Genomic DNA, 26,046 nt, shown 5'->3' with positions numbered 1-26,046 from the left:
ACCGGGGACAAAGCGGAGATAAATAAAACTTATCCCCGGTTTGCCGCGCGCCGGGCGTCTACGGCGTCAGGCCGCGGCCAGAAACGCCGCAATCTCCGTATCGCTCCGCAGACGGAACTGTTTTGCATGGGACGCGTCGCGGGCCAGCGCCTCCTCGATCATCGCGTCATGCGTGCGCTTGAAGTTCCAGATGAAGAGGTAGAAGGCCGGGTCGAATTTTTCCGGGCAGCCCGGCGCGAGGTCGGCGCGGGTTTCGCCGAACAGCGTCAGCGTGCGGCGGAAGGCGCGCCACAGACAGACGCGGCGCGGCTGATCGACCCAGACCACCGTGTCGGCGCGCGGCAGGCGCAAGTCGAAGGTGCGGCTGAAATTGCCGTCGACGATCCAGCGATCTTCCGCCACCGCGGCGGCGACCTTCGGCCGGAACTCGTCGTAGGAGCTCTCGACCCAGCCCGGCTTCCAGAACAGCACGTCGAGATGGACGACCGGCAGGCCGAGTTTCTCGCCCAGCTTTCGGGCAAGCGTCGACTTGCCGCCGCCCGAGCAGCCGATGACGAGGATGCGTTTCATCCCTTCTTGCTGTGGCAGACGGCCTGGAGCTTGTTGCCTTCCGGGTCGCGGACATAAGCGCCGTAGTAATTCGGATGGTAGTGGGGGCGCAGGCCCGGCGCGCCTTCGCTGGTGCCGCCCCTTTCGAGCGCCGCCGCATGGAAGGCATCGACCGCGGCGCGGTCGGGCGCGAGGAAGGCGGCGTGCCAGCCATTGCCGGCGTGATGCGGGTTGCCGTCGAAGGGCGTGACGACGAAGACCTTGGGTCCGGTGGCCGTGCCGTAGGATAGCGTGCCCGGCACCTTGAAGAAGGGCTCCAGCCCAAGCGTACCCAGCACCGCGTCGTAGAAGGCTTCGAGCTTTTGCGGATCGTTCGAACCGATGGTGACGTGACTGAACATGGAATGCGCTCCGTTGTTGCCGCGACCACTGCCTAGAACGCGAATTCCTTGAACACCGGATCGACCGAGCCGTTCCAGCGGCCGTGGTAGAGGGCGAGCAGTTCCTCGGCGGGGGTGATGCCGGTTTCGACGATTTTTTCGACGGCGGCGAGGTGGATCGCCTCGGTGGCGCCGACACCGTCGCCTTGCGCGCGGGCGTCGAGGCCGGCGCGGGAGAGCTCGACGGCGCGGCGCGCGACATCGAGCAGCGTGCCGCCCCGGAAGGGCGTGTTCAGCGCCAGCCTCGGCACGTCGTCGCGCAGCTTCTGACGCTCCTCGTCGGTCCAGTCCTTGACGAGATCCCATGCGGCGTCGAGCGAGGACTGCTCATAGAGCAGACCGACCCAGAAAGCGGGAAGCCCGCAGATGCGCGCCCAGGGGCCGCCATCGGCGCCGCGCATTTCCATGTAGTTCTTGATGCGCGCCTCGGGGAAGATCGTCGTCAGGTGGTTGTTCCAGTCGCCGCGCGTCGGCACTTCGCCCGGCAGCGCCGGCAGGCGGCCTTCGAGGAAATCGCGGAAGCTCTGCCCGGTCGCGTCGATATATTTGCCGTCGCGATAGACGAAATACATCGGCACATCGAGCGCGTAATCGACATAGCGTTCGAAGCCGAAGCCCTGTTCGAACACGAAGGGGATCATGCCGGAACGCGCCTTGTCCGTATCCGTCCAGACATGCGAGCGGTAGGAGAGATAGCCGTTGGGCTTTCCTTCCGTGAACGGAGAATTGGCGAAGATCGCGGTCGCGACCGGCTGCAGCGCGATGGCGACGCGCAGCTTCTTCACCATGTCGGCTTCCGACGAAAAGTCGAGGTTCACCTGCACGGTGCAGGAGCGGTACATCATGTCGAGACCCATGGTCCCGACCTTCTTCATGTATTCGGTCATGATCTTGTAGCGGCCCTTGGGCATGACCGGAATTTCGTCGCGCCGCCAGTTGGGCGTGAAGCCGAGCCCCAGAAAGCCGATGCCGTGCTCGTCGCCGACTTCCTTGACCTGCGCCAGGTGGTCGTGCAGCTCCGAACAGGTCTGGTGCAGCGTTTCGAGCGCCGCGCCCGAAAGCTCGAACTGACCGCCGGGCTCCAGCGAGATGTTGCCGTGACCTTCGCTTTCGAGGCCGATGATGTGTTCGCCTTCCATCACCGGTTGCCAGCCGAAGCGGGTGAGTCCCTCCAGCATGGCGCGGATGCCGTGGTCGCCGCCATAGGGGATGGGGGTCAGGTTTTTCGCGCAGAAGGGAAATTTCTCGTGCTCGGTGCCGATGCGCCAATCCGCTTTCGGCTTGTTGCCGCGCTCCAGCGCGGCCACGAGATCGCGACGGTCGGCGATGGGCTCGGGCCCGGCGACGAGTATGCTCATGCGAGCCCCTTTGTTCCTCCGCGGACCTCGGCGCGGCCGGGTCCGTCTCACGGCGCTCTGCGGCGCCGCCCAGATGTAGGAGCGCCATTCGCCGCTGACAAGCGCAAATCTCGCGCCGCGATTTACACTCATTTTATACAGCCGGCATTTTACAGATCGGGGTTGCGGGATGTACTGGTAACGGGCGCGGCCACAAAGGAGAGACGCGATGCGGATCGGCATTCTGACGGGCGGCGGCGATGTGCCGGGGCTCAATTCCTGCATCAAGGCGGTGACGCGGCGCGCGGCCGAGCTGGGCTGGGAGGTCGTGGGCTTTCGCCGCGGCTGGGCGGGGCCGCTCAACTACAATCCCGACGACCCGGCGGGGAGCGCGCAACATCTGATGCGTCTCGACACCGAGACGGTCCGGACCATCGATCGCGAGGGCGGCACGATACTTCACACGACGCGCACCGATCCGCAATGGATGGTCGAGGACAAGCTTCCCGATTTTCTGAAGGGCCGGTTCAAGCTCAGCGACAAGGGAACCGTCGACACGACGCCGCATATATTGCGCGTCTTCGAACATCTCGGGATCGATGTGATGATCACGATCGGCGGCGACGGCACGCTTGCCTATGCCGCACAGCTTCACAGCGAAGGCATGAAGATCGTTTCGATCCCGAAGACCATGGACAATGACGTGTTCGGCACCGATTACTGCATCGGCTTTTCGACCGCCGTGTCGCGCTCGGTCGAGCATATCAACGCGCTCAGGACATCGACCGGCAGCCATGAGCGCATTGCCGTGGTGGAGCTTTTCGGACGGCATTCGGGCGAGACGGCGCTGATCGCGGGTTATCTCGCCGATGCCGACCGCGTGCTGATCGCCGAAGTGCCGTTCGACACGGAGAAGCTGGCTGCGCTGGTTGCGGCGGACCGCATGGACAATCCGGCACGCTACGCGATGGTGGTGGTTTCGGAAGGCGCGCGGATGGAAGGCGGCGAGACGATGACTTATGGCGCCGCCGACGATTACGGCCGCAAGCGGCTGGGCGGCGTGGGCCACATGCTGGGCGAGGAACTGACGCGGCTGACGGGCGTCGGCGCGATCACGCAGTCGCTCGCCTATCTGATGCGGGCCGGGCCGCCCGACGCGCTCGACCAGATGGTGGCCAAGGGTTTCGGCACGCTGGCGGTGCAGGAAATCGCCGCCGGGCGCAGCGGTTTCATGACCGCGGTGCGCGACGGCAACTACACGACGGTACCGGCCGAAACCTGCGTGACCCGGAAAAAGCGCGTCGACGTGGCCGCGTTCTACGATGTGAACGCCTATCGCCCGCGCATCGCACAGGTGAAGGGCAAGCCGATGTTCCTGTATTGAGGCGAGAGAGGATTCGCGACGATGCAGCTCACTTCCCACCCTCCCCTTGGGGGAGGGTCGACAAAATTCAAGCGCAGCGCGGAATTTTTCGGGGCGGGGGCGCGGCCTCGCCTCAATAAATCTCTATTGTCTGTATACGCTGAACCTCGGCGACCCCGCCCCAAACGGTCTTCGACCGTTTGACCCTCCCCCAAGGGGAGGGTGGGAAGGAACGTGACGCTGGTTCGCCGCGACCGCTACCGCTTCAATTGCATCAGCTGGCGGGCTTCGCCGTCGTCGCCGATGGTCAGGAAGCCGAGGCGCTCGTAGAGCGAGTGCGCGTCGGTGGTGGAGAGCATGATGCGGTGAACGGAAGCCAGCGCCGGATCGCCGACCATCGTCTCGACGATCCATTTGCCGTGGCCGGCGCCGCGATGGACCGGGAGGATGTAGACGTCGCTCATCCAGGCAAAGCGGGTCATGTCGGTGACCATGCGGCCGAAGCCCGCCTGCTCGCCATCCGGCGAATAGAGACCATAGGCACGCGAATTCTGAATGCTGGTCCAGAGATTTTCCGGCGAAACGTCGCGCGCCCAATAGGTCGCCCCGAGCATCTTCAGGATCGATTCCCGGTCGAGACGCGATTTGTCGGTGTTGATCTCGAAGCCGTGGCGGCTCCATGACGAAACGTCGGACGAACTCATACGCCTACTCTCTTTTTACCTGTTGTTTTTGTTATTTGGCCCCCGCGCGTTGGGCATAGGTCCAGGCTTCCTGTGCGAGCGGCCGCACATTCTGCGCCATCTGTTTGGCATGTTCGCTTGATGCCGTTCCGTCCCTCACCCGCCCCGCGATTCCCTGCAGGATACCGGCAAGACGGAAGAAATTATACGAAAAATAAAAATCGAGATTCTCGATGCCCGGACGATTCGTCCGTTCACAGTACATCTGGATGTATTGTTCGAGCGTCGGAATGCCGAGCGCCTTGAGATCGGCGGTCTGGATCGAGCCGGTGCCACCGCCCGTGCCCTGCCCCGGCATCACCCATTGCATCAGGCTGTAGGTGAAATCGCCGAGCGGATGACCAAGCGTCGAAAGCTCCCAGTCAAGCACCGCAATGACTTTCGGCTCGGTGGGGTGCAGGATCGTGTTGTCGAGGCGGTAGTCGCCATGCACGACGGAAGTCGAATCATCCTGAGGCACGTTTTCCGGCAGCCATTCCATAAGCCGGTCCATCTCCGGAATCGATTCGGTGACGGAGGCGACATATTGCTTCGACCAGCGCGAGATCTGGCGGGCGAAATAATTTCCCGGCTTGCCGAAATCGCCGAGGCCGATCTTTTCGTAATCGACCATATGGAGACGGGCCAGCGTGTCGTTGAGCGTTTCGTAGATTTTCCAGCGCGTGGCGGGCTCCATGCCCGGCAGCAGCGGCTCCCAGAGCACGCGGCCCTCAACCATGTCCATAATGTAGAACATGGTGCCGATGACGCTGTCGTCCTCGCAGAGACAATATGTGCGCGGCGCCGGATAGCCGATGCTGTGGAGCGCGGTGATGACCTTGTATTCGCGGTCGACAGCATGGGCCGACGGCAAGAGCTTGCCGGGCGGCTTGCGGCGCAGCACATATTTTTTCGACGGCGTCTTCAGCTGATAGGTTGGGTTCGACTGGCCGCCCTTGAACTGACTGACGGTCAGCGGTCCCTTGAAGCCCTCGACATGGGCTGCCATGTATTCCTCAAGGCGCTTCTCGTCGAATTTGTGCGTGTCGGCCACTTCCTTGGTGCCCGAAAACTGCTCCTGCCGGCTCGGCGCTGCGTCGGTCATGGTTTTCTCCCCGGTGTCGTTTTTCTTGTTCGAATGCTCTCAGGCGTTCTGCTTTTCGCGCTCGATGGCGCGGTAGCCGATGTCGCGGCGGCAGAAGCCTTCCGGCCAGTCGATCGCCGCGACGGCGCGATAGGCGCGGGCCTGCGCCTCGACGGTGCCGGCGCCTGTCGCCGTCACGTTGAGCACGCGGCCGCCATTGGCGAGGATGCGGGGCCCCTCCGCCTTCGTGCCGGCGTGAAAGACTTCGACGCCGTCGATGGCGCCGGCGGCCGCGAGGCCTTTTATTTCCGTGTTCTTTTTGTAGTCGCCCGGATAGCCGTTGGCCGCCATCACGACGGTGAGCGCCACCTCGTCCTTCCAGCGCAGGGCGGCCGATGCGAGCGTGCCGTCATGCGTCGCCATCAGGAGCGGCAGCACATCGCTGTCGAGGCGCATCATCAGCACCTGGCATTCGGGATCGCCGAAGCGGGCATTGTATTCGATCAGCTTGGGGCCTTCGGCGGTCAGCATCAGGCCCGCATAGAGGACGCCCTTGAAGGGCGTACCGCGGGCGGCCATCGCCTTCACCGTCGGCTCGATGATTTCGCGCATCGCACGGGCGCAGAGACCGGGCGTCATGACGGGCGCCGGCGAATAGGCGCCCATGCCGCCGGTGTTGGGACCCTGGTCGCCGTCGAAGGCGCGCTTGTGATCCTGCGCGGTGGCGAGCGGCAGGGCGGTCTTGCCGTCGCAAAGGGCAAAGAAGCTCGCCTCCTCGCCTTCGAGGAATTCCTCGACCACGACCTCGGCGCCGGCGGCGCCGAAACGGCCGGAGAATATCTCGTCGATGGCGGCTTCGGCTTCGGCCGCCGTCAGCGCGACGATGACGCCCTTGCCGGCGGCGAGCCCGTCGGCCTTGACGACGATGGGGGCGCCTTTCTTGCGGATGAATTCCTTCGCCTTCGCCGCATCGGAGAAACGGCCATAGGCGGCGGTCGGGATGTTCCACTCGGTGCAAAGGTCTTTCGTGAAACCCTTGGAGCCTTCGAGTTGCGCGGCGGCGGCGGACGGGCCGAAGCTCGCAATGCCTTCGGCGTCGAGACGGTCGACCAGCCCGCCGACCAGCGGGTCTTCCGGGCCGACGACAACGAAGCCGATCTCCTTTTCGCGGCAGAAGGCGACGACGGCGTCGAAATCCATCGGTGCGAGCGCCACGCATTCGGCGACGGCGGCGATGCCGCCATTGCCCGGCGCACAATAAAGAGTGCCACAGAGCGGGCTCTGCCGGATTTTCCAGCACAGCGCATGCTCGCGGCCGCCTGAGCCGATGACAAGAATGTTCATGGGGCCTTGAACTCCCGGAAGCGGGACCTTCAGAAAACGGGCCCCGCGAAAGCGGTTTCCTTGTAACATGGGGTCCCCCGCCGGCAAACCGCCGTGCGCCCCGCAACGCCGAGCGCCGAAAGCCCGATATGGCCGCTTCCGATACGTCAACGCCCGCCGCCGCCGGCAATGCCCATGAATTCTCGGTCAGCGAGCTTTCCTTCGCGCTGAAAAAGACCGTGGAGGACACTTACGGCCATGTGCGTGTGCGCGGCGAAATTACCGGCTATCGGGGGCCGCATTCCTCCGGCCATTGCTATTTCGGGCTGAAAGACGACAAGGCGCGCATCGATGCGGTGATCTGGAAAGGCAATTTCTCCAAGCTGCGCTTCAAGCCCGAAGAGGGCATGGAGGCGATTGCGACGGGCAGGCTCACCACCTATCCCGGCAGTTCGAAATACCAGATCGTGATCGAGCATCTGGAGCCCGCCGGCGCCGGCGCGCTGATGGCGCTGCTCGAAGCGCGGCGCAAGAAACTCGCGGCCGAGGGGCTGTTCGCACCCGAGCGCAAGCGGGCGCTCCCGTTTCTGCCCGATGTCGTCGGCGTGGTGACGAGCCCGACCGGCGCGGTCATTCGCGACATCCTGCACCGGCTTGCCGACCGTTTTCCGCGGCATGTGCTGGTCTGGCCGGTGCGCGTGCAGGGCGAGACGTCGGCGGCCGAAGTGGCGGCGGCGATTGAGGGTTTCAACCGCATGGAAAAAGGCGGGAAGCTCCCCCGCCCCGACCTCATCATCGTGGCGCGGGGCGGCGGCTCGATCGAGGATTTGTGGTCGTTCAACGAGGAAATCGTCGTGCGGGCGGCGGCGGCGAGCGCCATCCCGCTGATCTCGGCCGTCGGCCACGAGACCGACACGACGCTGATCGACTTCGCGGCCGACCGCCGCGCGCCGACGCCGACGGCGGCGGCCGAAATGGCGGTGCCGGTGCGCGCCGATCTCGTGGCCGAGGTGCAGGATCGCGCGCGGCGGCTGATGCGGGCGGAGGCGCGGACCATCGAGACGGCGCGCAACGAATTGCGCGGGCTCGCACGCGGGCTGCCGCGGTTGACCGACATTGTGGCGCTGCCGCGGCAACGCTTCGACGCGGCATCGGAAAGGCTCGGCCGGGCGCTGGCGCGCGCGGCGGAAGTCAAACGCGCAACGCTGCATCGTGTCGAGGGGCGGCTGTCGGTGACGCCGATCGAACGGCGCATCGCCGAGGCGCGACGGCGGACCGGCGAACTGGGCGTCCGCGCGCTTGCGGCCGAGAAACGCCTTGTCGCCGACAATGCGCGGCGGCTCGACGGCGCGGCGAAGCTGCTCGAGAGCTATTCCTATCAGGGCGTGCTGAAGCGCGGCTATGCGGTGGTGCGCGACGGCGCGGGCAAACCGATCCGCAGCGGCGCGGACCAGAGGGCCGGTGCGCCGCTCGATATCGAATTCGCCGAGGACAGGCTTGGCGCGGTCGTCGCGGGGACGCCGGAAAAGCCGCGGCCGGCGCCGAAGAGCAAGCCCGACAGTCCGCAGGGGAGCCTGCTTTGATCGCCGCGGCCGCCTGGGTTATGGTGGCACCATGAACAGGATGGAAAAAATGGGCGGCGGCGAGGCGGAGCTCGTCTATGGCGACGGCGAGTTTCACGTCGTGCGCCCGGGCAGCCATGTCATTTGCGCGGTGACCGGCGCGCGCATTTCGCTCGACGAATTGCGCTACTGGAATGTCGACCGGCAGGAAGCCTATGCAAGCGCCGAAATCTCGCTGAAGCGCTATCTCGAGTTGCAGAACGCGCCATGATGCGGCTGGCAGTCGTTCTGAGCGCCCTGCTGTTTGCCGCGCCGGCTTTTGCCGCGCCCGAGCATATTCCCAATCTGGAACTACAAGGCCCGATGGAGCAAGGGTCGCTGGTCATCGGCATGGCAGTGCCCGGCGCGCGGGCGACGCTCGACGGCGCGGCGCTGCCCGTCGCCGAAAACGGAATCTTTGCCTTCGGTTTCGACCGCGACCACGGACCGTCCGCCCGCCTCGCCATCACCTATCCGGACGGCACGAGCTTCGAGCACCTGCTCGAGATTGCGCCGCGCGAATGGGCGATCCAGCGCATTGACGGGCTGCCGCAGAAATATGTGACGCCGCCGCCCGAAACGCTGGCGCGCATTGCACGGGAACGCGAGATGAAGACCGCGGCGCGCGCCGTGCGCGTCGACGATACCTGGTTCGCGCAGCCGTTTGTCTGGCCGGCGACAGGGCCGATCAGCGGCGTTTTCGGTTCGCAGCGCATCTATAATGGCGAGCCGCGCCGACCGCATTACGGCGTCGATGTCGCCGCGCCGACCGGCACGCCCATCGTCGCGCCGCAGGCCGGCGTGGTGACGCTGGCCGAGGCCGACATGTATTTCGAAGGCGGGCTCGTGTTCCTCGATCACGGTCATGGGGTGACCAGCGTGATGATGCATATGAGCCGTGTCGATGTGGAGACAGGTCAGCACGTCGAACAGGGCGAGACCATCGGCGCGGTGGGTTCGACCGGGCGTTCGACCGGTCCGCATCTGCACTGGGGCATGTTCTGGCGCGGTGCGCAGATCGACCCTGTAACTCTGGTCGGGCCGATGCTCGATGCGGCATCTCTCGCGGCAGGCGGCGACTAGCCTGCTCGCCTTTCCGGACAATGCGCCGATTTCCCTTATTCGGGCGAGTCTACCTGTGCGGCGGTAATCCGGTGCAGATGCCAGGGTCTGACCGACCAGCGGTCGTGCAGCCAGAACCATTCATGCGGACGGGCGCGGATGCGCGCTTCGAGGAAATCGTTGATCTCCTGGGTGATGCGCAATACGTCCTCGAAGGGTTCGGCGCCCGGACGGGCGGTGATCGGGTTGTAGACCGTGACGCGGAAATGCGCGCCTTCGAGACGCTCGATGCAGGCGGGAATCACCGGAATGTTGTAGCGCACCGCAAGGCCCGCAGGCGCACCGGTCGTCATGGCGCGGATACCAAACATCCTGGCTTCGATGCCATCGTTCAATTTCTGGTCGGTCAGCATGGCGACGAACTTGTCTTCGCGCATCAGGCGAACGATGACCCGCGCGCCGGGACCGCTTTTCGGAATTTGCGTCGCGCGCGTCAGCCGCGCGCGAAGCGACACCATCCATTCGTTGACGAAAGGGTTGTTGGCGCGGCGATAGACCTCTCCGCCTTCGACACCCTCGAAATGCATTACGACCGGCAACAATTCCCAATTGGCGAAATGGCCGGAGACAAAGACGCCGCCGCATCCGGCTTCGGCCATTGCACGCAGCGCGCCCGCATCGACGATTTCGATACGTTGCCGCTCGTCGGGACGCATGAATTTATCCAGATGTGCGTATTCTCCGACGGTGCGGCCGAGGTTTTCCCACATGCCGACGACGATGCGCTCAACCTCCTCGGTTGAGAGCTCCGGCATGGCGCGGCGAATGTTGGCGCGGGCCCGGTTGGAAATACCGAGCTTCGGGCCGACGAACCGCGCCAGCCTGCCGGCGGCGGCCGAAGCGCGATCGAGGCCCATGACGCCGAAGACCGCCAGCGCAGTCTTCAGCCCCAGATATTCCAGAAGGTGGATGACGGTGTGCTTTTTTGCCATGTTCCGACGAATCATATCAGCTTTGACGGCGGCGGGCCCGCCGTGCGGCGTCGGCAATCAACGCCATCAGCGTGTCGATGTCGGCGATCAGGGCCCGGACGGGAAGCTGCATCGCGGCCTCGCGAAGCCGCGCCCGCGCGCTTCCGACCGGCGCATGGGTCAGGCGCGCCGCATCCTTCTCGGTCGTGACGAGGCGTGCGCCGCGCTCGCGCGCCTTGACCAGAAGCTGAAGCGCATCGCGCTCGGAATACATGTGATGGTCGGCGAAATCGACCGTCTCCACGATCTCGGCGCCCAGATCGGCAAGCGTCCGGTAAAATTTTTCCGGCCGCCCGATGCCTGCGAAGGCAAGAAGCGGCACGCCGGCGAAATCCGGTGGAGACACCGGCCGCGTGATGGCATTGAAAACAGGGAGACCGCGTGCGCGGGCCCTTGCCGCAATGCCGTCGGCGGCATGTCCGCGCCCGTTGAGGACGATCGCATGGGCGCGTTCAAGCGCATCGTCGATGCGTTCGCGCAAGGGGCCGGCCGGCATCAGCCGCCCGTTGCCGACGCCCGATGCGGCATCGACGACGAGGATCGAAAAATCCTTCGCAAGATAAGGGTTCTGAAATCCGTCATCCATGACGACGAGCCGCGCGCCGCCGCGCACCGCCGCCGCCGCGCCTTCGGGCCGCCGCGCCGACACCCAGGTTGGCGCCGCGGCGGCGAGCAACAGCGGCTCGTCGCCGACATCGACCGCGCTGTGACGCGCGGGATCGACCCGTATCGGGCCCCGCTCGCGCCCGCCATGGCCGCGGGTCAGAAAATGGACGGCCTCGCCGGCCGCCATCAGACGTTCGGCGATCGTCAGCGCCACGGGCGTCTTGCCGGCGCCGCCCGCCGTCAGATTGCCGATGCAGATGACCGGCACGGCGGCGCGCTCGGACACCGCGCGGCGGCGGCGGATGCGTCCCGCCATGCCGAAAAGCCAACCAGCCGGCGCCAGCAATCGCGAGGGTAGAAGCGGCGCGGCGCCGCGGCGCGGCGGATACCAGAAGCGCGGTTCACGCATCGGCGCCACTCCTCCCGGCGGGCAGCAGCGGCAAAAGCGCCTCGAAGGCGCGCGAGGTCGCGCCGCTGTCGGCGCTCGCGACGGCGCGGGCCGACGACGCCATGCGGCGGCGCAACGCTTCGTCGGCAAGGAGACGCCCGACGGCGCCGGCAAGCGCCGGTGCGGCCGCGATGCGCGTCATTGCGTTCGCCTTCTCGAAGGCCGTATAGGCTTCGGCAAAATTGAAGTCGGAAGGGCCGGCGATCAGCGCGCTGTCGAGACGCGCCGCCTCGAATGGATTGTGGCCGCCCGCCGAATTGAGCGTACCGCCGATGAAGGCGATGCCGGACAGCATGTAGTAGAGGCCCATCTCGCCCAGCGTGTCGCCGAGATAGATATTCGTCGCCGGCGCGATCCTGTCGCCGCTGCTGCGCTGCGCGACCTGAAGCCCGAGCCCCCGGCATTCGGCGGCAACGGAAGCGCCGCGCGCCGGGTGACGCGGCACGACGATCGTCAACAGATCCGGATGCGATTGCGCAAGCTGGAGATGCGCGTCCGCGGCGGCGCGCTCCTCGCCTTCATGCGTGTTGCTGGCAATCCAGACCGGACGCGCGCCGATCTCGTCGCGCAAGCGCGCCAGTTCGGCCGTGTCGTGGGCGAGCGGCGGCGCATCGTGTTTGAGGTTGCCTAGACGCAGCACCGAACGCGATCCGAGGCTGCGCAAGCGTTCGGCGCTGGCGGCATCCTGCGCCATCGCGACCGAGAAACGGCTCAGCAAGCCTTCAGCAAAGCGCGGGGCGCGTCGCCATTTGCCGAATGAATTTTCGGTGATCCGCGCATTGACCAGCGCCAGCTTCGCGCCGCGCATATGGGCGGCGGCGATCAGGTTGGGCCAGAATTCCGACTCGACCCATATCGCCAGATCGGGCCGCCAATGATCGAGAAAACGCGCGCAGTAGTCCGGATGATCGAGCGGGACAAACTGGTGGACAGCGCGCGGCGGCAGCCTTTCGGCCATCAGCTTCGCGGAGGTGACGGTGCCGGTCGTCACCAGCACCGAGATATCGGGAGCAGCAACGAGAAAGCGCTCGACGAGCGGCATGACCGACAATGATTCACCGATGCTTGCCGCATGAAACCAGACGAGGCGTCCTTGCGGGCGGACCTGCGACGCATATCCGAGGCGTTCGCCGAGGCGCGCCGGTTCCTCCTTGCCGCGCGTCACCCGGCGGCGCAGCAGCAACGGCACGGCGGGCGCGAGGGCGCGCGTCAGCAAACGATAGAAGACGAAGCCGGGCGATGAGAGGCGCCGCGTCATTGTCGAAACGCGCGGCTCAACGCGCCACCGCCCCTGCGTCCTGCAACGGCGGCGCGCGTCCGACAAGCCGCTCGGCTTCGGCCGCCACCGCATTGAGACCGTCTTCCACGCTCTGCCGCGCCGCTTCGATTTCCGCAGGCGTCGCGTCGCGTTCGACATAGATTGGCTCGCCCCAAACCAGCGCGCCCTTCGAAAATGGCAGGTTGATGGTGAAGTTGTCCCAGTTGTTGAGCTTGATGCGCGCGCGTGTGGTCGCGGCAACCGGCACGATGGGGCGGCCCGACAACCGCGCCAGCATCACGATCCCCTCGCCCGCGCGCCGGGCCGGGCCGGGCGGGAGATCGGCGGTGAGCCCGATCGAGATATTTTCACCAAGCGCGCGGACCATCGCGCGCAACGCGCCGGCACCGCCCTTGCCCTTGTGTTTGTAGCTGCGCTCCTCGCCCTTCGGCACGCCGGCGCCGCGGATCGTGCTGACGCCGAGATGACGCATCACGCCGTCGACGATTTCGCCATCGCCATGTTTGGAAACGAGGATGCACCACTCGCGCCAGTTGTGCCAGAAGGGCGGCAGGATGAGATTCTGGCCGTGCCATGTCGCGGCGACAAACGGCTTGTCGACATTCCAGAAACTGGCGGCGATGTCGCCCCGCCTGATTTCGAAGCGGCATGTGCGCCGCACGATGCGGATATAGAGCGCGATCAGAAACGCAATGGTTTCGGTGAAGGCCGCGCTCTTGAATATCTTTTTGCCAAGCGACATCGGACGCCTACTCTCCCGCCAGCGCCGCCTGCGGCGCGCCGTCCTGTGCTACTGCGGGGCTGCGCGTCTCGTCTTCGATGAATTGCGAGCGCGAAAGCTCCGCATAAAGGCCGCCCTGCGCGACAAGCTCTGCATGCGTGCCCTGCTCGACGACGCGTCCGCCATCGATGACGTAGATGTTGTGGGCGTGTTTGATGGTGGAGAGGCGGTGCGCGATGACGAGCGTTGTGCGCCCTTCCATTAGTCGCGCCAGCGCGCTCTGCACCTGCATCTCGGAGGCGGTGTCGAGCGCCGAGGTCGCTTCGTCGAGCAACAGGATCGCCGCGTTTTTCAGCATGGCGCGGGCGATGGCGATGCGCTGGCGCTGGCCGCCGGAGAGCTTGAATCCGGCCTCGCCAACAGTCGTTTCGTAGCCGGCGGGCAATGACACGATAAAATCATGCGCGGCGGCGTTGCGCGCCGCTTCCTCGATTTCGGCGTCGGTGGCGTCGGGAGACCCATAGGCGATGTTGGCGCGGATCGTGTCGTCGAACAGGAACGGCTCCTGCGTGACCAGCGAGCTTGCGCTGCGCAACGAGGCGAGCGTGACCTGCGACACGTCCTGTCCGTCGATCAGGACGCGGCCGGAGGCCGGATCGTAGAAACGCGGAACGAGATTGAGAATGGTGCTCTTGCCGGCGCCGGAGGGGCCGACAAGCGCCACTGTGTGTCCCTTGGGCACGTCGATCGAAACGCCTCTGAGCGCCGGCGTGCCGTCGCTATACCGGAAATGCACGTCCTCGAAACGGATGGCGCCGTCGCTGACCTTCAACGGGCCTGCGCCTTCCGGCGCGCGGATGCCGGGTTCGATGTCGAGAATGGGGAATACGCGGATCGCGGCGGCGACGCCCTCTTGCATCAGGGTCTGCGTGCTGGCGAGTTTTTTCAGCGGTTCGTAGGCGAGCATCATCGCCGAAAGAAAGCCGGCGAGATCGCCGATGGTGAGCAGACCCGTCTGCACGCTGCGGCCGCCGAAATAGATGACGGCGGCGATGCCGAAGCCGGAGAGGATACCGGTGACAGGGCTTGCCGCCGCGCGGCTTTTCAGGGCGCGCAGCGAATGGCGCAGCACCTCGTCGATCGAGCGTGAGGCGCGCTCGATTTCGGTTGCCTCCTGGTCGTACGCCTTGACGACGCGGATGCCGCCGAGCGCTTCGGAGATCACGGCCGACAAATCGCCCGATCCCTGCATCGTCTGGCGGGCGGCCTTGCGCGAGCGGCGGCCGAGCTGGCGCACCAGAATGGCGACGAAGGGAATGACGGCGGTTCCCATCAGCGCAAGTTTCCAGTTGAGATAGAACATTGCGCCGATCAGGGCGATCACGGTCAACAGGTTCTGACCGAGGTCGATGACGGTTGTGGTGATCGAGTCGCGCACCTTGCTTGCGTCGAAAAGAAAGCCCGAAATAAAACGACCCGAATGCGTACTGCTGACCCAGGCGAGATCGGCATGCATGATGCGGTCGAACATGCGCCGCTGGATCGTGGCGACGATGTACTGCCCGATCGTACTCATGTTGACCTTAGCGAAATAGGTGGCGACCGCCTGTACCGAGGTGGCGGCGATGGCGCCCACCGCAACCAGCAGCAATGTCCACGCATCCGAGCCGACGATGTTGTCGAGCGCGTGTTTGATGAGGATCGGCAGAACGCCGGTTGCGCCGGCGACAACCACGCTCGCCGCCAACGCCGACGCCGCCAGCCGCCAATGCGGCTTCAAATACTCGCGCGCCATCCGGCCGACCACCTGGCCGGTGGTGAGCTCTGCTGGGTCGGCGGGACTTGCGGGCCCGGGCGAATCCGGGTGGGCGCCCGGTCCCCCCTGGCCGGTGTCGGCGGCGGATTTCTGGCTTGGCATCTGGCCTGTCTCGTTCGGGCCCGTCTTTGTGGTCCGGGGTCGCCCGGACCATATCACGGCGCGTTACCCGCCGCCATAAAGCCGGCAAATGGTAAACGCTTCATGCAATTGGCTTTTTGCCCGATTTTCAGATCGTTCGTCAATTGAGCAGCGCAATGCCGATGGTCAGGTAAGTGGCAAACAAGGTCCAGCCGAGATAAGGCACCAGCAGCCAGCCGGCCAGCCGGTCGACCCTGAGGAACGCCATGATCGTGATCGCGATGGCGATGTCGAGAACCAGTACTGTCGCGACGGCGAGCATGGGGTTTTTCAGCCCGAAGAAAACGATGCTCCAGGACAGGTTCAAAGCGAGTTGCATGCCGAACAGGGCGAGCGGCCCACCCGCCTTGTCGAAGCTCCCTGCCGTCCGCCAGACAAGCCAGGCCGAAATCGCCATCAGGAAATAAAGGAAGTTCCAGGCGATGGGGAAGACCCATCTGTCCGGATTGAGCGGCGGCTTCACCAGCGTCTCGTACCAGTCGCCGACGCTCGTCGCCGTCACGGCGCCGCCTACCCAACCGACAAAGAAGACGACAATCAGGAAACCGAAAAGGCATACCAGCGACGTCAGCGCGCTCGGTCCGGCCGACGCTTTTCCCGCGCTGTAGGGTGACGGGTTTTCAGTGGTCATGGTCATTCGCCTCGTCGGGATCGAGAAGCCGATGCAGATGCACGATGAAATAACGCATATGCGCGTTGTCGACGGTTCGCTGCGCCGCCGCCTTCCAGGCCCGATGCGCCTCGTCATAGCCGGGGAAGATGCCGACAATGTCGAGCGCGTTCGTGTCCTTGAATTCCCTGCCTTCGAGATGCGTCAGTTCGCCGCCGAAAACGAGATGGAGAAGCTGTTTTGACATGGCGGCCCCGAAAGGAGGAACGATTTCGAGTCGAATCCTAACATGCCGGGGATGTCGAGCGAAGGCGCGGCGGCTAATCCGGCAGCCGAACCGCGCCCACTTTGGCAAACAAGGCATCGTAGAGCGCGGGCCCCGCGACGAGCAGGCTCCGGTGGCGCGTATTTTCACGATTGTAGATAAAGGGCTTGCCGTCATGCGTGGTCATGCGCCCTTGCGCCTCGTGGACGATGAGATCGGCTGCCGCCAGATCCCAGTCGCTCTTGCCGTTAAGCGCCAGCGCGGCATCGACCGCGCCGCAGGCGACCAGCGCGATCCTGTAGGCGACGGAGTTGCGCTCGAGAATTTCCATCTCGGGCCAGGGCTCGATGCCGGCGCGCGCCCAGCCGGGATTCTTGAACATCGGCGCGAAGGCGGCCATCCGGCATCCTTCGATCGTCGCGCAACCGCTGACGCAGATCGGCGCGCCGTTGAGATATGCGCCGCCGCCCACCGCCGCCTCGAAGAATTCGCCGGTCGCGGGATTGAACAGCACGGCAAGCGCCGGCCGTCCATCCACAACCAGTGCGACGGAAATGGCGAAGTCGGTTTTACCTCTGGCGAAGGCGCGGGTGCCGTCGATCGGATCAACCACCCAGGTCAGCGACCGCGCAAGCCGCGCGGGATCGTCTTCGGTTTCTTCCGAGAGCCAGCCATAGCCCGGGCGCGCACCCATGAGACGCGCGCGCAGGAGATCGTTGACCGCGATGTCGGCCTCGGTGACAGGGGTGTCGTCGGCGTCTTTCGACCATTTCCGGAGGTCAGTGCCGAAATAGCGCATGGCGAGCGCGCCCGCATCCCTGACCGCTTCCTTCAGCAGCGCGAAATCGCCGTCAGGTACCGGCAACGGTCATCCCTTCGACGCGGATCGTCGGCGCATTGGTGGCGTGACGGAATTCGAGATCGTCGGCCGGCGTCATGTTGAGGAACATATCCTTCAGGTTTCCGGCGATGGTGATTTCGCTGACCGGATAGACGATCTCGCCGTTTTCGATCCAGAAGCCGGAGGCGCCGCGGCTGTAGTCGCCGGTGACGCCATTGACGCCCATGCCGATCAGCTCGGTCACGTAGAGACCCTGTTTGATGTCGGCGATCAGTTCCTTCACCTTCAGGCAGCCCGCTTCCATGTAGAGATTGCTCGGCGCCGGCGCTGGCGGGCCGCCTGTGCCGCGCGCCGCATGACCGGTCGTTGCGAGGCCGAGCTGGCGCGCCGTTGCGCTGTCGAGCAGCCATGTCGTCAGCCGCCCGTTCTCGACGAGCAACATGCGGTTGTTCCGGACGCCTTCGCCGTCGAAAGGCTTCGAGCGCAAGCCGCGCTTCATGTGCGGATCGTCGACAATGGAAATCTCTTTCGCGAAGACCGCGCGGTCCATGTCGTTTTTCAGGAAGCTGGTGCCGCGGGCAATCGAGGTGCCGGAAATCGCGCCGGCGAAATGTCCGACAAGACCGCCCGAGACGCGCGGGTCGTAGACGACGGGGACCGATTGCGAGCGCACCTTGCGCGGATGAAGCCGCTTCACCGCTTTCTCGCCGGCGCGACGGCCGATGACGGATGCGCCTTCGAGGTCTTGTCCGTGGCGGGCCGTCATGTAGTCGTAGTCGCGCTCCATCGCGGTGCCCTCGCCGGCCAGCACCGAACAGGAGATCGAACAGGAGGTTCCGGCATAGCTGCCGGCAAAGCCGCCGCCAGAGGCTTCGCGCGTGACCAGCGCAACGCCGGAACGGCCCCAGCCGGCGCCGGCGCCACTCGAATTGGTGACGCCCGCGACCGCCAGCGCCGCCTCCTCCGCCTCGGCGGCGAAAGCCGCAAGCTGCTCGGCCGTGGGCGGGGCGGACTTGTCCTCGATGTCGAGATCGGGCCAGTCGCGCGCCAGAAATTCCGGATCGGCAAGGCCGCAATACGGGTCTTCGGGCGCCGCGCGGGCCATGGCGACGACGCGCTCGATCATCGGCGCCAGCGAGGCTTCCGAGAGATCGGTCGTCGAGACGCTCGCCTGCCGCTTGCCGACAAAGACACGCAGGCCGACATCGCAGCCTTCCGAGCGTTCGACATCCTCAAGCTTGCCGAGACGCCACGAGACGCCGAGCGAGGTGCCTTCCATGGCCACCGCCTCGGCCGCATCGGCGCCCGCCTTCAGCGCGCGGCCGACAAGCGAGGACGCCATGTCGAGCGTCGACATCCGCTCCGCCGTCTTTGCCGCTTTTGTCATGCTTGCCCCGAATTACCTTGTCAGACGAGCGCGTAGAAGAGACAGGCGCCGCCCGCGACGAGCTGGCCGATCCAGGTGAGCAATGTGCCGATCAGGCGCGGCGGCGTCGAGGCAGAGCTGCGCGAGAGGCCGATCGCATGCAGCACGCGGCCGATGGTGAGCGCGAGACCGACGATATGCAGCACATAGATCGAGGCCGACAGCATGTGCAGCACCACGAGGCCGATCAGACCGATGGGCGTGTATTCGACATTGGTGATGTGGGCGCGGTTGGCGTTGTAAAGCTTCTCGTCGTCGCCGGTGCCGCTCATCACATTGGTGCGCACGCGGTTCGCAGAAACCTGATAGGCGAGAAAGAGATTGATCAGAATGTTGAGGCCGGCATAAACGCCGACAATCGCCAGCGAGATCGAATAGAATGTCATCGGGTCGCCTCCCTTGTTTGGCCTGCCGCCACCTTGATTCTACGGGTCGGCAGGAACGCTAGCACGTGAAGCAGACCCCGTCACAGCGCCGGGCGCGCTTCTTTCCTTGAAAATAGTGTCTTAATCGTCGGTGGCGGGCTTGCGGCTGCGGAGCTGCTTCGTCGCGCCGCGCCTCACCTTGCTCTCGAGGCGACGCTTCTTCTCGCCGGGGCTTGGTTTCGTCGGCACCCTAAATTTCGGCCGGTGTGCGGCCGCCGCGATCATCTCGACAAGGCGCTTGATGGCGTCGCGGCGGTTTGCCTCCTGGGTGCGGAAGCGGTTTGCGGTGATGACGATGACGCCGTCCCGGGTGAGTTTCGTGCCCGCCAGGCGCTCGAGCCGCGCCTTGACGCGCCCGTCCAGCGACGGCGAGGCGCGCATGTCGAAGCGAAGCTGCGCGGCGGTCGAGACCTTGTTGACATTCTGCCCGCCCGGACCGCCGGCGCGGATATAGGTGATGGCGATTTCATCGTCGCCGATGGAGAGCGTGTCCGTGACCGGGATCATGTCGCGCTGCCCCCGGCGGCGGAGACTTCAATTCCCATCCAGACCGTGTGCGTCCGCGCCGAGCGCTCGATCTCCGAAAAGCCGTAGCGCGCGTAGAAATGCAAGGCGCGCGTGTTTGTCGCGCCGCAACCGAGATGCACGCCGCGCGCGCCGGCTTCGCCGACCGCATCGAGGAAGCGGTCGAGCAGGCGGCGGCCGACATCGCGGCCCTGCAGGCGCGGCAGCAGGTTGATGTGGAGATGCGCCGGGTAGAACGCAACGATCCGCTCGGGCGTTTTGTAGGGATGGTGGATCACATATTGGCGGCGTTCGTCGGCGCTCCAGCTTTCATGCGGCTTCGCGGCGGGGTCTTGATATTGCGCCCGGAGGGCCGGCCACCATTCGGTTTCGAGCCGCGCGTCGAAGGTGCGCGTATCCGCGGCGCCGACGATGTAACCGGCGACGCCCGCTTCGTCTTCGGCCACAAAGGCTCTTGCCGGTTCGAGCAGCGCATAGGGCGCGGCATAGATGTGGCCGATCAGTTTCGGATCGTCATGAAGCGCCGTCGCGTCCTGCCCGGAATCGCCTGTCCGCAGCGCGATGTCGTAAAGCGCGTCGAGATCGGCGGGGTGGAAGGGGCGGATCGCGGGCATGGTCGGCGCCGTCACTTCCAGATCGGCTTGCCGGTGCCGGGGAGGCCGAGGCTCGACCATTTTTTCGTCACCGCCTCAATCACCTCTTCGTCCATGCGGATCTGGCGGCCCCATTCGCGCTTCGTTTCGGGCGGCCATTTGTTGGTGGCATCGAGGCCGATCTTGCCGCCGAGGCCGCTTTCGGGCGAGGCGAAGTCGAGATAGTCGATCGGCGTGTTTTCGATCAGCGTCACGTCGCGCACCGGGTCCATCCGCGTGCTGATCGCCCACATGACATCCTTCCAGTCGCGCGCGTCGATGTCGTCGTCGACCACGATCACCCATTTCGTGTACATGAACTGCCGGAGATAGGACCACGCCCCCATCATCACGCGCTTGGCGTGACCCGGATAGGCCTTCTTCATCGAGATGACGGCGATGCGATAGGAGCAGCCTTCGGGCGGCAGCCAGAAATCGACGATCTCGGGGAATTGCTGCTGCAGCAGCGGAATGAAGACTTCGTTGAGCGCTTCACCCAGCACCGAAGGCTCGTCCGGCGGGCGGCCGGTGAAGGTCGAGAGATAGATCGGGTCTTTCCGCATCGTGATGGCGCTGACGGTGAAGACCGGGAACTTCTCGACCGAATTGTAGTAGCCGGTGTGGTCGCCGTAAGGACCTTCGTCCTCGTAATCCTCCAGCGAGACATGGCCCTCGATGACGATTTCGGCTTCGGCCGGCACTTTCAGCGGTACGGTCTTGCAATCGACAAGCTCGACCTTCTGTCCGCGCAAGAGCCCCGCGAACTGATACTCGCTCAGCGTGTCGGGGACCGGCGTGACCGCGGCGAGGATCGTGCCCGGATCGGCGCCGATGACGCAGGCGGCCGGCAGCGGCTCCGACTTTTCCTTTTTCCAGCGCGCGTGATGCTGCGCGCCACCGCGATGGGCGAGCCAGCGCATGATCGTCTTGTCGCGCCCCAGCACCTGCATCCGGTAGATGCCGAGGTTGAAATCGTCTTCCTTCGTGCCCTTCGGCCCCTTGGTCACGACCAGCGGCCAGGTGATGAGCGGCGCCGGCTCGCCCGGCCAGCAGGTCTGGATCGGCAGGTCGTGGAGATTGATGTCGCCGCCCTTCAGCACGACCTCCTGACACGGCGCCGAAGACAGCGTTTTCGGCTTCATCGCCATCACGGTTTTCAGGAGCGGCAGCATTTCGAAGGCTTCGCGGAAGCCGCCCGGCGGTTCGGGCTGGCGCAGGAAGGCCAGCGCCTCGCCGACTTCGCGCAGGTCTTTCGCATGGCGGCGTTCCACGCCCCCCATCGTTACGGCCTGCGCCACGCGCTCCACGGTGCCGAAAAGATTGACCAGCACCGGCATCGGCGAGGTCCGCCCATCGGCCATCAAGGCCTGTTCGAAGAGCACCGCCGGTCCCTGCTCGGCCAGCAGGCGGGTCTGGATTTCGGTCATTTCGAGAACGGTCGAGACGGGCGCGCCGACGCGGGCCAGATCGCCCGAGGCGTCGAGTTTCGAGAGGAATTCGCGCAACGAGGCGTAAGACATCGGTTTTCCGGGCTTTCTTGCGGCTTTCCGGGGCGGGGGCGCCGGGGCGCGCAGAATGCCGCATTCCCGCATTCCTGCCAAATTGACCCGATCCGTTAACAGGGCGCCAACCGTTCGGCGCTTACGCTTATTGCCGGAAGTTCAGGCAGGAGAGCGTTGGTTGATTACGGACGGAACAGCATCCCGGCGACAGGCCCCGCGCATCTGGCGCGGCGGCGAGATCGACGCCGACCCATTTCACCTGCCCCAGTATGCCGCCATTCCGGCAGCCGAGCTTGTGCAGCGCGCCTTCGGCTTCATCCGCTATGCGACGGTCTATGCGGATGCGGTGACGGTCAACGATTCCTCGCCCATTCTGGGTGTCTTCGAATGGTCGGAGAAGATGTCGGCCTATGAGGGCGTCGCCTTGCGTGTCGTCGCGCGCGACCGGCACGGCGTCGCGAAATCGCTGCTGGTCGAGCTGACGCATGCCACCAACGCGAAACTTAATATCGTCCTCCATGCCTCGCATGACGGGCTCGACGCGCCGGCACGCTGGCGCTCATGGGGCCGCGTGCTTCGCCTGCCGCTGCTGGTCGAGGATCGCGAGGGCATGCTTCATCCGGCCGAACGCAAGCTCGGGGCGCTGCATGTCGGCGAGCCGCAGCCGCATTCGGGCGCAAATCCGCTCTCGGCGCGCCGCCCGCTCAGCTTCGGCCAGTCCGGCCAGCCGCGCAGCTGGGGCGAACGGCTGGTTGTCGGCGCCCGTCCGCCCGCCTACTGAGGCTCAACCGAATTTCGAAAAATCCGGCTGACGCTTTTCGAAGAAGGCGCTGATCGCTTCCTTCACTTCGTCGGAACGTAGCTGCGCACCGAAGACGCGGGCCTCGGCCTCGCGCGCTTCGCCGACCCGCGGGCGGTCATTGTCCTTCAACAGCGCCTTGGTCGCGCGCACCGCATTGGGCGCCTTCGCGGCGAGCGCCTTGGCGCGGGCGAGCGCTTCGACCGGCAACTCGTTGTCCGGGAAGACATCGGCAACGAGGCCGATGGCTTCGGCTTTTTCCGCGCCGATCTTCTTGCCGGTCAGGAAAAGGTCGGCCGCCTTCTGAATGCCGATCTGACGCTGCAGCAGGAAGGTCGAGCCCGCTTCCGGCACGAGGCCGAGATTGACGAAGGGCATCTGGAAGGTCGCGCTCGCGCCGGCATAAACCAGATCGCAATGCAGCAGCATGGTGACGCCGACACCTACCGCAAGCCCGTTCACCGCCGCGACGACAGGCTTTTCGGCATTGGCGAGATTTTCGAGGAAGCGCGTCACATGCGGCTTTTCCTTCGGCTGTTCGTCGACGGGTGTCGTGCCCGCCTTGGCGAAGTCGGCAAGGTCGTTGCCCGCCGTGAATGAGCCGCCGGAGCCGGTGTAGTAGGTGACGCGGATTTTCGGATCGGCATCCGCCGTCTCGATCGCGTCGGCCAGCACCTTGTACATCTCTGCCGTCAGGGCGTTCTTCTTGTCCGGGCGGTTGATGGTGACGATCTGGACACCGTCTTCGACGGTCACGAGCACATGATCGGTCATCGGGCGATCCTTCGATTGAGCGTTGCAACTATGGCTGTAAGTTCTTTTTCGGAATTTACTTTGCCGCGCCACCCTGCGCAAAGCCAATCCATGCAAAGCGCTGTGCGCCGAGCAGGGGTCGGCTGCACGTATCTGAACAGCGCTCAGCCGGGCGACACGCGCCAGACGCTGGTGTTGCGGACGTCCGTGTCTTCCAGTTCCCGCGTGGTTTTCACGGCATAGGCGACCAGTTTTTCGAGGCCGGATTTCGGCAGATAGGTGCGGCCCGGATCGCCGATCAGCACCGTCGCGCCCTCGCCCGCCAGCTTGCGCAGCCAGACTTCGATGCGCGCCGCCAGCGGCCCCTCGTAGCACATGTCGCCGACGAGGATGACATCCCAGCCGCGATTTTCGACACCGACGAGATCCTCGGTCGTCGCGGCGACGGCGACACCGTTCGTTTCGGCGTTGAGCGCGATCGCGGCCACGGCGAAAGCATCAATGTCGGCGGCGAGCACGGAAGCGGCGCCGGCCTTCATTGCGGCGATTGCGATGAGGCCCGAGCCCGAGCCGAAATCGAGAACGCGCCGCCTGCGGACGATTTCCGGATTGTCGAGGATGTAGCGCGCCAGCGCCTGGCCGCCGGCCCAGGCGAAAGCCCAGAAAGGCGGCGGCAGACCCGACTTTTCAAGCTCCTCTTCGGTCATCTGCCAGATCGGTACGATCTCGCTGGCAAGATGCAGCCTGATTTCGGGAATGAGTGGCGGCTCGTGGAGCGCGGTGTTCTCGCGGATGAAGCGCGCGGGATCGCTCATGCGCCGGCGGGAAGCGCCGCGAGAACCGCGCGGGCCTTCTCGCTGTCCGCCGCGATCTGCGCCTTCAGGCTGTCGAGCCCGTCGAACTTCCGTTCGGGGCGCAGATATTCGATGAACGACACCGCCGCATGCGCGCCGTAGATGTCGCCGGCGAAATCGAAAATATGCGCTTCCAGCAGTACATCCTTCTTGTCGAAAGTCGGGCGGCGGCCAACATTCGCGACGCCGTCGTAAAGCCCCTTGTGCGGCCCGTCCTCGATTTCGACTTTCACCGCATAGACGCCGAGCGCCGGCTCGACATGATCCTCGAGCGGCAGATTGGCGGTCGGGAAACCGATGGTGCGGCCGCGCTGGTCGCCCTGCTGGATATGCGTCTCGACGGTCCACCAATGGCCGAGCAGCTTCGCGGCGCCGCGTGGATCGCCTTGCGCCAGAAGCTCGCGGATGCGGGTCGAGGAATAGGCCTCGCCGCCGTCGCGCACTTCATCGACAATCGAAACGCCGAAGCCTTCCATCCCGCCCATATAGGAGAGCGCCGCCGCGTCGCCGCCGCGCGCCTTGCCGAAGCGAAAATCGTAGCCCGCCACCACATGAACGGCGCGCAGGCCTTCTACCAGCACGTCGAGCACGAATTCCGGCGCAAGCTTTTGCGACATGCGCGCGTCGAAGGGCAGCGCCGCCAGAACATCGACGCCGAGTTTTTCGAGAAGGCGCGCCTTGGCGCGAAAGGGAGTCAGGCGGAAGAAGGGCCGGTCGGGAAAGAAGAATTGCTGCGGGTGCGGCTCGAAGACGAGCACGCCGAGCGGCACGCCGAGCTCGTTTGCGATTTCCGCCGCGCGGCCGATCACCTGCCGGTGGCCTAGATGCACGCCGTCGAAATTGCCGAGCGCATAGACGCCACCTTGCAGGCCGGGCGGCACGTGCTCGTAATGGCGAAGAATCTGCATCTCTGGGGGCCGGGCTCCGGGCGCATGAGGTTTGGCCAAAGGTGATGGCGGATCGGTCCCGATGCGTCAAGTGTGGGGAATGTCAGGCCGCTTGTGCACTACCAGACAAGGCGCGGCATGGCGCCGACGGCCGTCACGCCTGCCCGCGCCAGCACCTGGGCGACGCGGGGCCCTTCCGGCGTCTCGGGCGTGGGCCCGCAATCGGCGGCGGCGATGCCGCCGGTGATGAAAAGCGCGTCGATCCCTGCGTCATTGGCGCCCATGATGTCGGTCATCGGGCCGTCGCCGACGGCCAGGATGCGCGCATCGGCGACCGGCGCGCCTGCAATTTCCGCCAGCCGGTGGCGGGCCACTTCGTAGATCGGCCGGTGCGGCTTGCCGAAATAGATGACTTCGCCGCCGAGCTTTTCGTAAAGCGCCGCCAGCGCGCCGGCGCAATAGATGTGCTTGTCGCCGCGCTCGACCACAATGTCGGGATTGGCGCAGATCAACGGCAGCTTGCGCGCAACGAGCTTTTCGAATTGCGCGCGGTAATCTTCCGGTCCTTCCGTTTCGTCGTCGAAGAGGCCTGTCACCAGAACGAATTCGCCCTCCGCTTCGCCGACGCGCGCAACGCCGGTGCCCTCGTAGAGGTTCAGGTCGCGGTCGGGGCCGATGTAGTAACAGGCCTCGCCCAACGTCTTGCTCGCCAGATAGGTGCGCGTCGCATCGCCCGAGGTCAGAATTCCATTATAGGCGTCGAGCGGAATGCCCAGGCGCTCGAACATCTGCGGCAATGCCGCCGAGGGGCGCGGCGCGTTGGAGAGCAGCAGCACATGCCCGCCCTTCGCCTGAAAATTCGACAGCGCGTCGGCGACGCCCGGATAGGCTTCGCGTCCGTTATGCAGCACGCCCCAGACATCGCAGAGCAGCGCGTCGTATTTGTCGGCGATGGCGGAGAGACCGGAAATCAGCAACGGTATATTCCTTCGGTCGTGAGCGGG

At 65.3% G+C, this 26,046-nt stretch carries 28 protein-coding genes; 5 read left to right on the top strand and 23 right to left on the bottom strand.

From position 1 onward, the window contains the following. Window positions 1-66: 66 nt before the first annotated feature. From KF719_RS13845 to KF719_RS13835, 3 genes are read right to left on the bottom strand one after another with little or no spacing between them, the layout of a single operon-like run. Window positions 67-570: a topology modulation protein gene (locus tag KF719_RS13845; RefSeq protein ID WP_293509295.1), complete on the bottom strand. Its 504-nt coding sequence runs from the start codon at window positions 568-570 to the stop codon at window positions 67-69. Beyond that, window positions 567-950, bottom strand: a complete 384-nt coding sequence (locus KF719_RS13840; protein ID WP_293509294.1) for a VOC family protein — start codon at window positions 948-950, stop codon at window positions 567-569. The genes KF719_RS13845 and KF719_RS13840 overlap by 4 nt, the downstream gene beginning before the upstream one ends. 32 nt (window positions 951-982) lie before the next feature. Further along, window positions 983-2,347 (bottom strand): glutamate--cysteine ligase, encoded by a 1,365-nt coding sequence (locus KF719_RS13835; protein WP_293509293.1) that lies wholly within the window; start codon window positions 2,345-2,347, stop codon window positions 983-985. Window positions 2,348-2,555: 208 nt separating this feature from the next. Here KF719_RS13835 and KF719_RS13830 point away from each other — a divergent pair, with 208 nt between their 5' ends. Then, window positions 2,556-3,710 (top strand): ATP-dependent 6-phosphofructokinase, encoded by a 1,155-nt coding sequence (locus KF719_RS13830; protein ID WP_293509292.1) that lies wholly within the window; start codon window positions 2,556-2,558, stop codon window positions 3,708-3,710. 236 nt (window positions 3,711-3,946) lie between these two features. On the opposite strand, the gene KF719_RS13825 is transcribed toward KF719_RS13830, so the two are convergent. Genes KF719_RS13825 through purD form a run of 3 tightly spaced genes read right to left on the bottom strand, consistent with a single transcriptional unit; the run spans window position 3,947 to window position 6,839 of the window. Then, complete coding sequence (locus tag KF719_RS13825; protein WP_293509291.1) at window positions 3,947-4,393, bottom strand: GNAT family N-acetyltransferase; 447 nt, start codon at window positions 4,391-4,393, stop codon at window positions 3,947-3,949. A 31-nt stretch (window positions 4,394-4,424) separates the two neighbouring features. Then, entirely contained in the window at window positions 4,425-5,516 is a 1,092-nt protein-coding gene (locus tag KF719_RS13820; protein ID WP_293509290.1) for a phosphotransferase family protein, read from the bottom strand. 39 nt (window positions 5,517-5,555) lie between these two features. Beyond that, entirely contained in the window at window positions 5,556-6,839 is a 1,284-nt protein-coding gene (gene purD, locus KF719_RS13815; RefSeq protein WP_293509289.1) for a phosphoribosylamine--glycine ligase, read from the bottom strand. A gap of 128 nt (window positions 6,840-6,967) precedes the next feature. On the opposite strand from purD, the gene xseA reads away from it, so the two are divergent. The 3 genes from xseA to KF719_RS13800 are packed head-to-tail and all read left to right on the top strand — an operon-like array spanning window position 6,968 to window position 9,502. Further along, a complete protein-coding gene (gene xseA, locus KF719_RS13810; protein WP_293509288.1) occupies window positions 6,968-8,401 on the top strand; it encodes an exodeoxyribonuclease VII large subunit in 1,434 nt (477 codons plus the stop codon). 31 nt (window positions 8,402-8,432) lie between these two features. Next, window positions 8,433-8,651 carry a DUF2093 domain-containing protein gene (locus KF719_RS13805; RefSeq protein ID WP_293509287.1) on the top strand — a complete coding sequence of 73 codons (219 nt, stop codon included), beginning with the start codon at window positions 8,433-8,435 and terminating at the stop codon, window positions 8,649-8,651. After that, a complete protein-coding gene (locus KF719_RS13800; RefSeq protein WP_293509286.1) occupies window positions 8,648-9,502 on the top strand; it encodes a M23 family metallopeptidase in 855 nt (284 codons plus the stop codon). The genes KF719_RS13805 and KF719_RS13800 overlap by 4 nt, the downstream gene beginning before the upstream one ends. Before the next feature lie 35 nt (window positions 9,503-9,537). Here KF719_RS13800 and KF719_RS13795 read toward each other — a convergent pair whose 3' ends face one another. From KF719_RS13795 to KF719_RS13735, 13 genes are all read right to left on the bottom strand, one after another. Next, the gene (locus tag KF719_RS13795) at window positions 9,538-10,473 is read right to left on the bottom strand and encodes a lysophospholipid acyltransferase family protein (RefSeq protein ID WP_293509285.1); all 936 of its coding nucleotides are present in this window, start codon (window positions 10,471-10,473) and stop codon (window positions 9,538-9,540) included. 16 nt (window positions 10,474-10,489) lie between these two features. Next, window positions 10,490-11,527 (bottom strand): tetraacyldisaccharide 4'-kinase, encoded by a 1,038-nt coding sequence (gene lpxK / locus KF719_RS13790; RefSeq protein WP_293509284.1) that lies wholly within the window; start codon window positions 11,525-11,527, stop codon window positions 10,490-10,492. Next, window positions 11,520-12,824, bottom strand: a complete 1,305-nt coding sequence (locus KF719_RS13785) for a 3-deoxy-D-manno-octulosonic acid transferase (protein WP_293509283.1) — start codon at window positions 12,822-12,824, stop codon at window positions 11,520-11,522. The genes lpxK and KF719_RS13785 overlap by 8 nt, the downstream gene beginning before the upstream one ends. Window positions 12,825-12,840: 16 nt before the next feature. Continuing rightward, window positions 12,841-13,587: a lysophospholipid acyltransferase family protein gene (locus KF719_RS13780; RefSeq protein ID WP_293509282.1), complete on the bottom strand. Its 747-nt coding sequence runs from the start codon at window positions 13,585-13,587 to the stop codon at window positions 12,841-12,843. A gap of 7 nt (window positions 13,588-13,594) precedes the next feature. Further along, on the bottom strand, window positions 13,595-15,484 hold the full coding sequence (locus KF719_RS13775; RefSeq protein ID WP_293509281.1) for an ABC transporter ATP-binding protein: 1,890 nt from the start codon (window positions 15,482-15,484) through the stop codon (window positions 13,595-13,597). A gap of 139 nt (window positions 15,485-15,623) precedes the next feature. Next, complete coding sequence (locus KF719_RS13770) at window positions 15,624-16,154, bottom strand: TspO/MBR family protein (RefSeq protein ID WP_293509280.1); 531 nt, start codon at window positions 16,152-16,154, stop codon at window positions 15,624-15,626. Then, window positions 16,144-16,380 carry a DUF4170 domain-containing protein gene (locus KF719_RS13765; protein WP_293509279.1) on the bottom strand — a complete coding sequence of 79 codons (237 nt, stop codon included), beginning with the start codon at window positions 16,378-16,380 and terminating at the stop codon, window positions 16,144-16,146. The genes KF719_RS13770 and KF719_RS13765 overlap by 11 nt, the downstream gene beginning before the upstream one ends. A gap of 73 nt (window positions 16,381-16,453) precedes the next feature. Continuing rightward, entirely contained in the window at window positions 16,454-17,263 is an 810-nt protein-coding gene (locus KF719_RS13760) for a 3'(2'),5'-bisphosphate nucleotidase CysQ (protein WP_293509278.1), read from the bottom strand. Then, window positions 17,250-18,626, bottom strand: coding sequence for a metallopeptidase TldD-related protein (locus KF719_RS13755; protein ID WP_293509277.1), 1,377 nt, complete (start codon window positions 18,624-18,626; stop codon window positions 17,250-17,252). Before KF719_RS13755 ends, KF719_RS13760 begins: the two co-directional genes overlap by 14 nt. 20 nt (window positions 18,627-18,646) lie before the next feature. Further along, window positions 18,647-19,051 (bottom strand): MAPEG family protein, encoded by a 405-nt coding sequence (locus KF719_RS13750; protein WP_293509276.1) that lies wholly within the window; start codon window positions 19,049-19,051, stop codon window positions 18,647-18,649. A gap of 120 nt (window positions 19,052-19,171) precedes the next feature. Beyond that, window positions 19,172-19,597, bottom strand: coding sequence for an alternative ribosome rescue aminoacyl-tRNA hydrolase ArfB (arfB, locus tag KF719_RS13745; RefSeq protein ID WP_293509275.1), 426 nt, complete (start codon window positions 19,595-19,597; stop codon window positions 19,172-19,174). Further along, window positions 19,594-20,229 carry a GNAT family N-acetyltransferase gene (locus tag KF719_RS13740; protein ID WP_293509274.1) on the bottom strand — a complete coding sequence of 212 codons (636 nt, stop codon included), beginning with the start codon at window positions 20,227-20,229 and terminating at the stop codon, window positions 19,594-19,596. The genes arfB and KF719_RS13740 overlap by 4 nt, the downstream gene beginning before the upstream one ends. 11 nt (window positions 20,230-20,240) lie before the next feature. After that, window positions 20,241-21,767: a UbiD family decarboxylase gene (locus KF719_RS13735; RefSeq protein WP_293509273.1), complete on the bottom strand. Its 1,527-nt coding sequence runs from the start codon at window positions 21,765-21,767 to the stop codon at window positions 20,241-20,243. Between the two features lie 160 nt (window positions 21,768-21,927). On the opposite strand from KF719_RS13735, the gene KF719_RS13730 reads away from it, so the two are divergent. Then, a complete protein-coding gene (locus KF719_RS13730; protein ID WP_293509272.1) occupies window positions 21,928-22,530 on the top strand; it encodes a DUF6101 family protein in 603 nt (200 codons plus the stop codon). Between the two features lie 3 nt (window positions 22,531-22,533). On the opposite strand, the gene KF719_RS13725 is transcribed toward KF719_RS13730, so the two are convergent. The 4 genes from KF719_RS13725 to KF719_RS13710 all read right to left on the bottom strand — a co-directional run bounded on the left by KF719_RS13725 (window position 22,534) and on the right by KF719_RS13710 (window position 26,019). Beyond that, window positions 22,534-23,322: an enoyl-CoA hydratase gene (locus KF719_RS13725; protein ID WP_293509271.1), complete on the bottom strand. Its 789-nt coding sequence runs from the start codon at window positions 23,320-23,322 to the stop codon at window positions 22,534-22,536. Window positions 23,323-23,465: 143 nt separating this feature from the next. Further along, window positions 23,466-24,116: a methyltransferase gene (locus tag KF719_RS13720; protein ID WP_293509270.1), complete on the bottom strand. Its 651-nt coding sequence runs from the start codon at window positions 24,114-24,116 to the stop codon at window positions 23,466-23,468. Beyond that, window positions 24,113-25,063 carry a bifunctional riboflavin kinase/FAD synthetase gene (locus KF719_RS13715; RefSeq protein ID WP_293509269.1) on the bottom strand — a complete coding sequence of 317 codons (951 nt, stop codon included), beginning with the start codon at window positions 25,061-25,063 and terminating at the stop codon, window positions 24,113-24,115. Before KF719_RS13715 ends, KF719_RS13720 begins: the two co-directional genes overlap by 4 nt. 98 nt (window positions 25,064-25,161) lie before the next feature. Next, window positions 25,162-26,019 (bottom strand): TIGR01459 family HAD-type hydrolase, encoded by an 858-nt coding sequence (locus KF719_RS13710; protein WP_293509268.1) that lies wholly within the window; start codon window positions 26,017-26,019, stop codon window positions 25,162-25,164. Window positions 26,020-26,046: the final 27 nt, after the last annotated feature.

The sequence above is a fragment of the Parvibaculum sp. genome (assembly GCF_019635935.1).
GTDB lineage: Bacteria > Pseudomonadota > Alphaproteobacteria > Parvibaculales > Parvibaculaceae > Parvibaculum.
The sequence above is the reverse complement of the archived record's forward strand: the minus strand, read 5'-3'. Positions and strand labels throughout refer to the sequence as shown.

What these genes read in the sequence shown, in the direction of transcription:
- KF719_RS13785 (WP_293509283.1), bottom strand. Translation starts at nt 12,824, where the DNA reads ATGACGCGGCGCCTCTCATCGCCCGGCTTCGTCTTCTATCGTTTGCTG.
- arfB (WP_293509275.1), bottom strand. Translation starts at nt 19,597, where the DNA reads ATGATCCCGGTCACGGACACGCTCTCCATCGGCGACGATGAAATCGCC.
- purD (WP_293509289.1), bottom strand. Translation starts at nt 6,839, where the DNA reads ATGAACATTCTTGTCATCGGCTCAGGCGGCCGCGAGCATGCGCTGTGC.
- lpxK (WP_293509284.1), bottom strand. Translation starts at nt 11,527, where the DNA reads ATGCGTGAACCGCGCTTCTGGTATCCGCCGCGCCGCGGCGCCGCGCCG.
- KF719_RS13755 (WP_293509277.1), bottom strand. Translation starts at nt 18,626, where the DNA reads ATGACAAAAGCGGCAAAGACGGCGGAGCGGATGTCGACGCTCGACATG.
- KF719_RS13765 (WP_293509279.1), bottom strand. Translation starts at nt 16,380, where the DNA reads ATGTCAAAACAGCTTCTCCATCTCGTTTTCGGCGGCGAACTGACGCAT.
- KF719_RS13845 (WP_293509295.1), bottom strand. Translation starts at nt 570, where the DNA reads ATGAAACGCATCCTCGTCATCGGCTGCTCGGGCGGCGGCAAGTCGACG.
- KF719_RS13780 (WP_293509282.1), bottom strand. Translation starts at nt 13,587, where the DNA reads ATGTCGCTTGGCAAAAAGATATTCAAGAGCGCGGCCTTCACCGAAACC.
- KF719_RS13795 (WP_293509285.1), bottom strand. Translation starts at nt 10,473, where the DNA reads ATGGCAAAAAAGCACACCGTCATCCACCTTCTGGAATATCTGGGGCTG.
- KF719_RS13735 (WP_293509273.1), bottom strand. Translation starts at nt 21,767, where the DNA reads ATGTCTTACGCCTCGTTGCGCGAATTCCTCTCGAAACTCGACGCCTCG.
- KF719_RS13770 (WP_293509280.1), bottom strand. Translation starts at nt 16,154, where the DNA reads ATGACCACTGAAAACCCGTCACCCTACAGCGCGGGAAAAGCGTCGGCC.
- KF719_RS13775 (WP_293509281.1), bottom strand. Translation starts at nt 15,484, where the DNA reads ATGCCAAGCCAGAAATCCGCCGCCGACACCGGCCAGGGGGGACCGGGC.
- KF719_RS13825 (WP_293509291.1), bottom strand. Translation starts at nt 4,393, where the DNA reads ATGAGTTCGTCCGACGTTTCGTCATGGAGCCGCCACGGCTTCGAGATC.
- xseA (WP_293509288.1), top strand. Translation starts at nt 6,968, where the DNA reads ATGGCCGCTTCCGATACGTCAACGCCCGCCGCCGCCGGCAATGCCCAT.
- KF719_RS13835 (WP_293509293.1), bottom strand. Translation starts at nt 2,347, where the DNA reads ATGAGCATACTCGTCGCCGGGCCCGAGCCCATCGCCGACCGTCGCGAT.
- KF719_RS13750 (WP_293509276.1), bottom strand. Translation starts at nt 19,051, where the DNA reads ATGACATTCTATTCGATCTCGCTGGCGATTGTCGGCGTTTATGCCGGC.
- KF719_RS13725 (WP_293509271.1), bottom strand. Translation starts at nt 23,322, where the DNA reads ATGACCGATCATGTGCTCGTGACCGTCGAAGACGGTGTCCAGATCGTC.
- KF719_RS13820 (WP_293509290.1), bottom strand. Translation starts at nt 5,516, where the DNA reads ATGACCGACGCAGCGCCGAGCCGGCAGGAGCAGTTTTCGGGCACCAAG.
- KF719_RS13715 (WP_293509269.1), bottom strand. Translation starts at nt 25,063, where the DNA reads ATGCAGATTCTTCGCCATTACGAGCACGTGCCGCCCGGCCTGCAAGGT.
- KF719_RS13805 (WP_293509287.1), top strand. Translation starts at nt 8,433, where the DNA reads ATGAACAGGATGGAAAAAATGGGCGGCGGCGAGGCGGAGCTCGTCTAT.
- KF719_RS13800 (WP_293509286.1), top strand. Translation starts at nt 8,648, where the DNA reads ATGATGCGGCTGGCAGTCGTTCTGAGCGCCCTGCTGTTTGCCGCGCCG.
- KF719_RS13740 (WP_293509274.1), bottom strand. Translation starts at nt 20,229, where the DNA reads ATGCCCGCGATCCGCCCCTTCCACCCCGCCGATCTCGACGCGCTTTAC.
- KF719_RS13830 (WP_293509292.1), top strand. Translation starts at nt 2,556, where the DNA reads ATGCGGATCGGCATTCTGACGGGCGGCGGCGATGTGCCGGGGCTCAAT.
- KF719_RS13840 (WP_293509294.1), bottom strand. Translation starts at nt 950, where the DNA reads ATGTTCAGTCACGTCACCATCGGTTCGAACGATCCGCAAAAGCTCGAA.
- KF719_RS13720 (WP_293509270.1), bottom strand. Translation starts at nt 24,116, where the DNA reads ATGAGCGATCCCGCGCGCTTCATCCGCGAGAACACCGCGCTCCACGAG.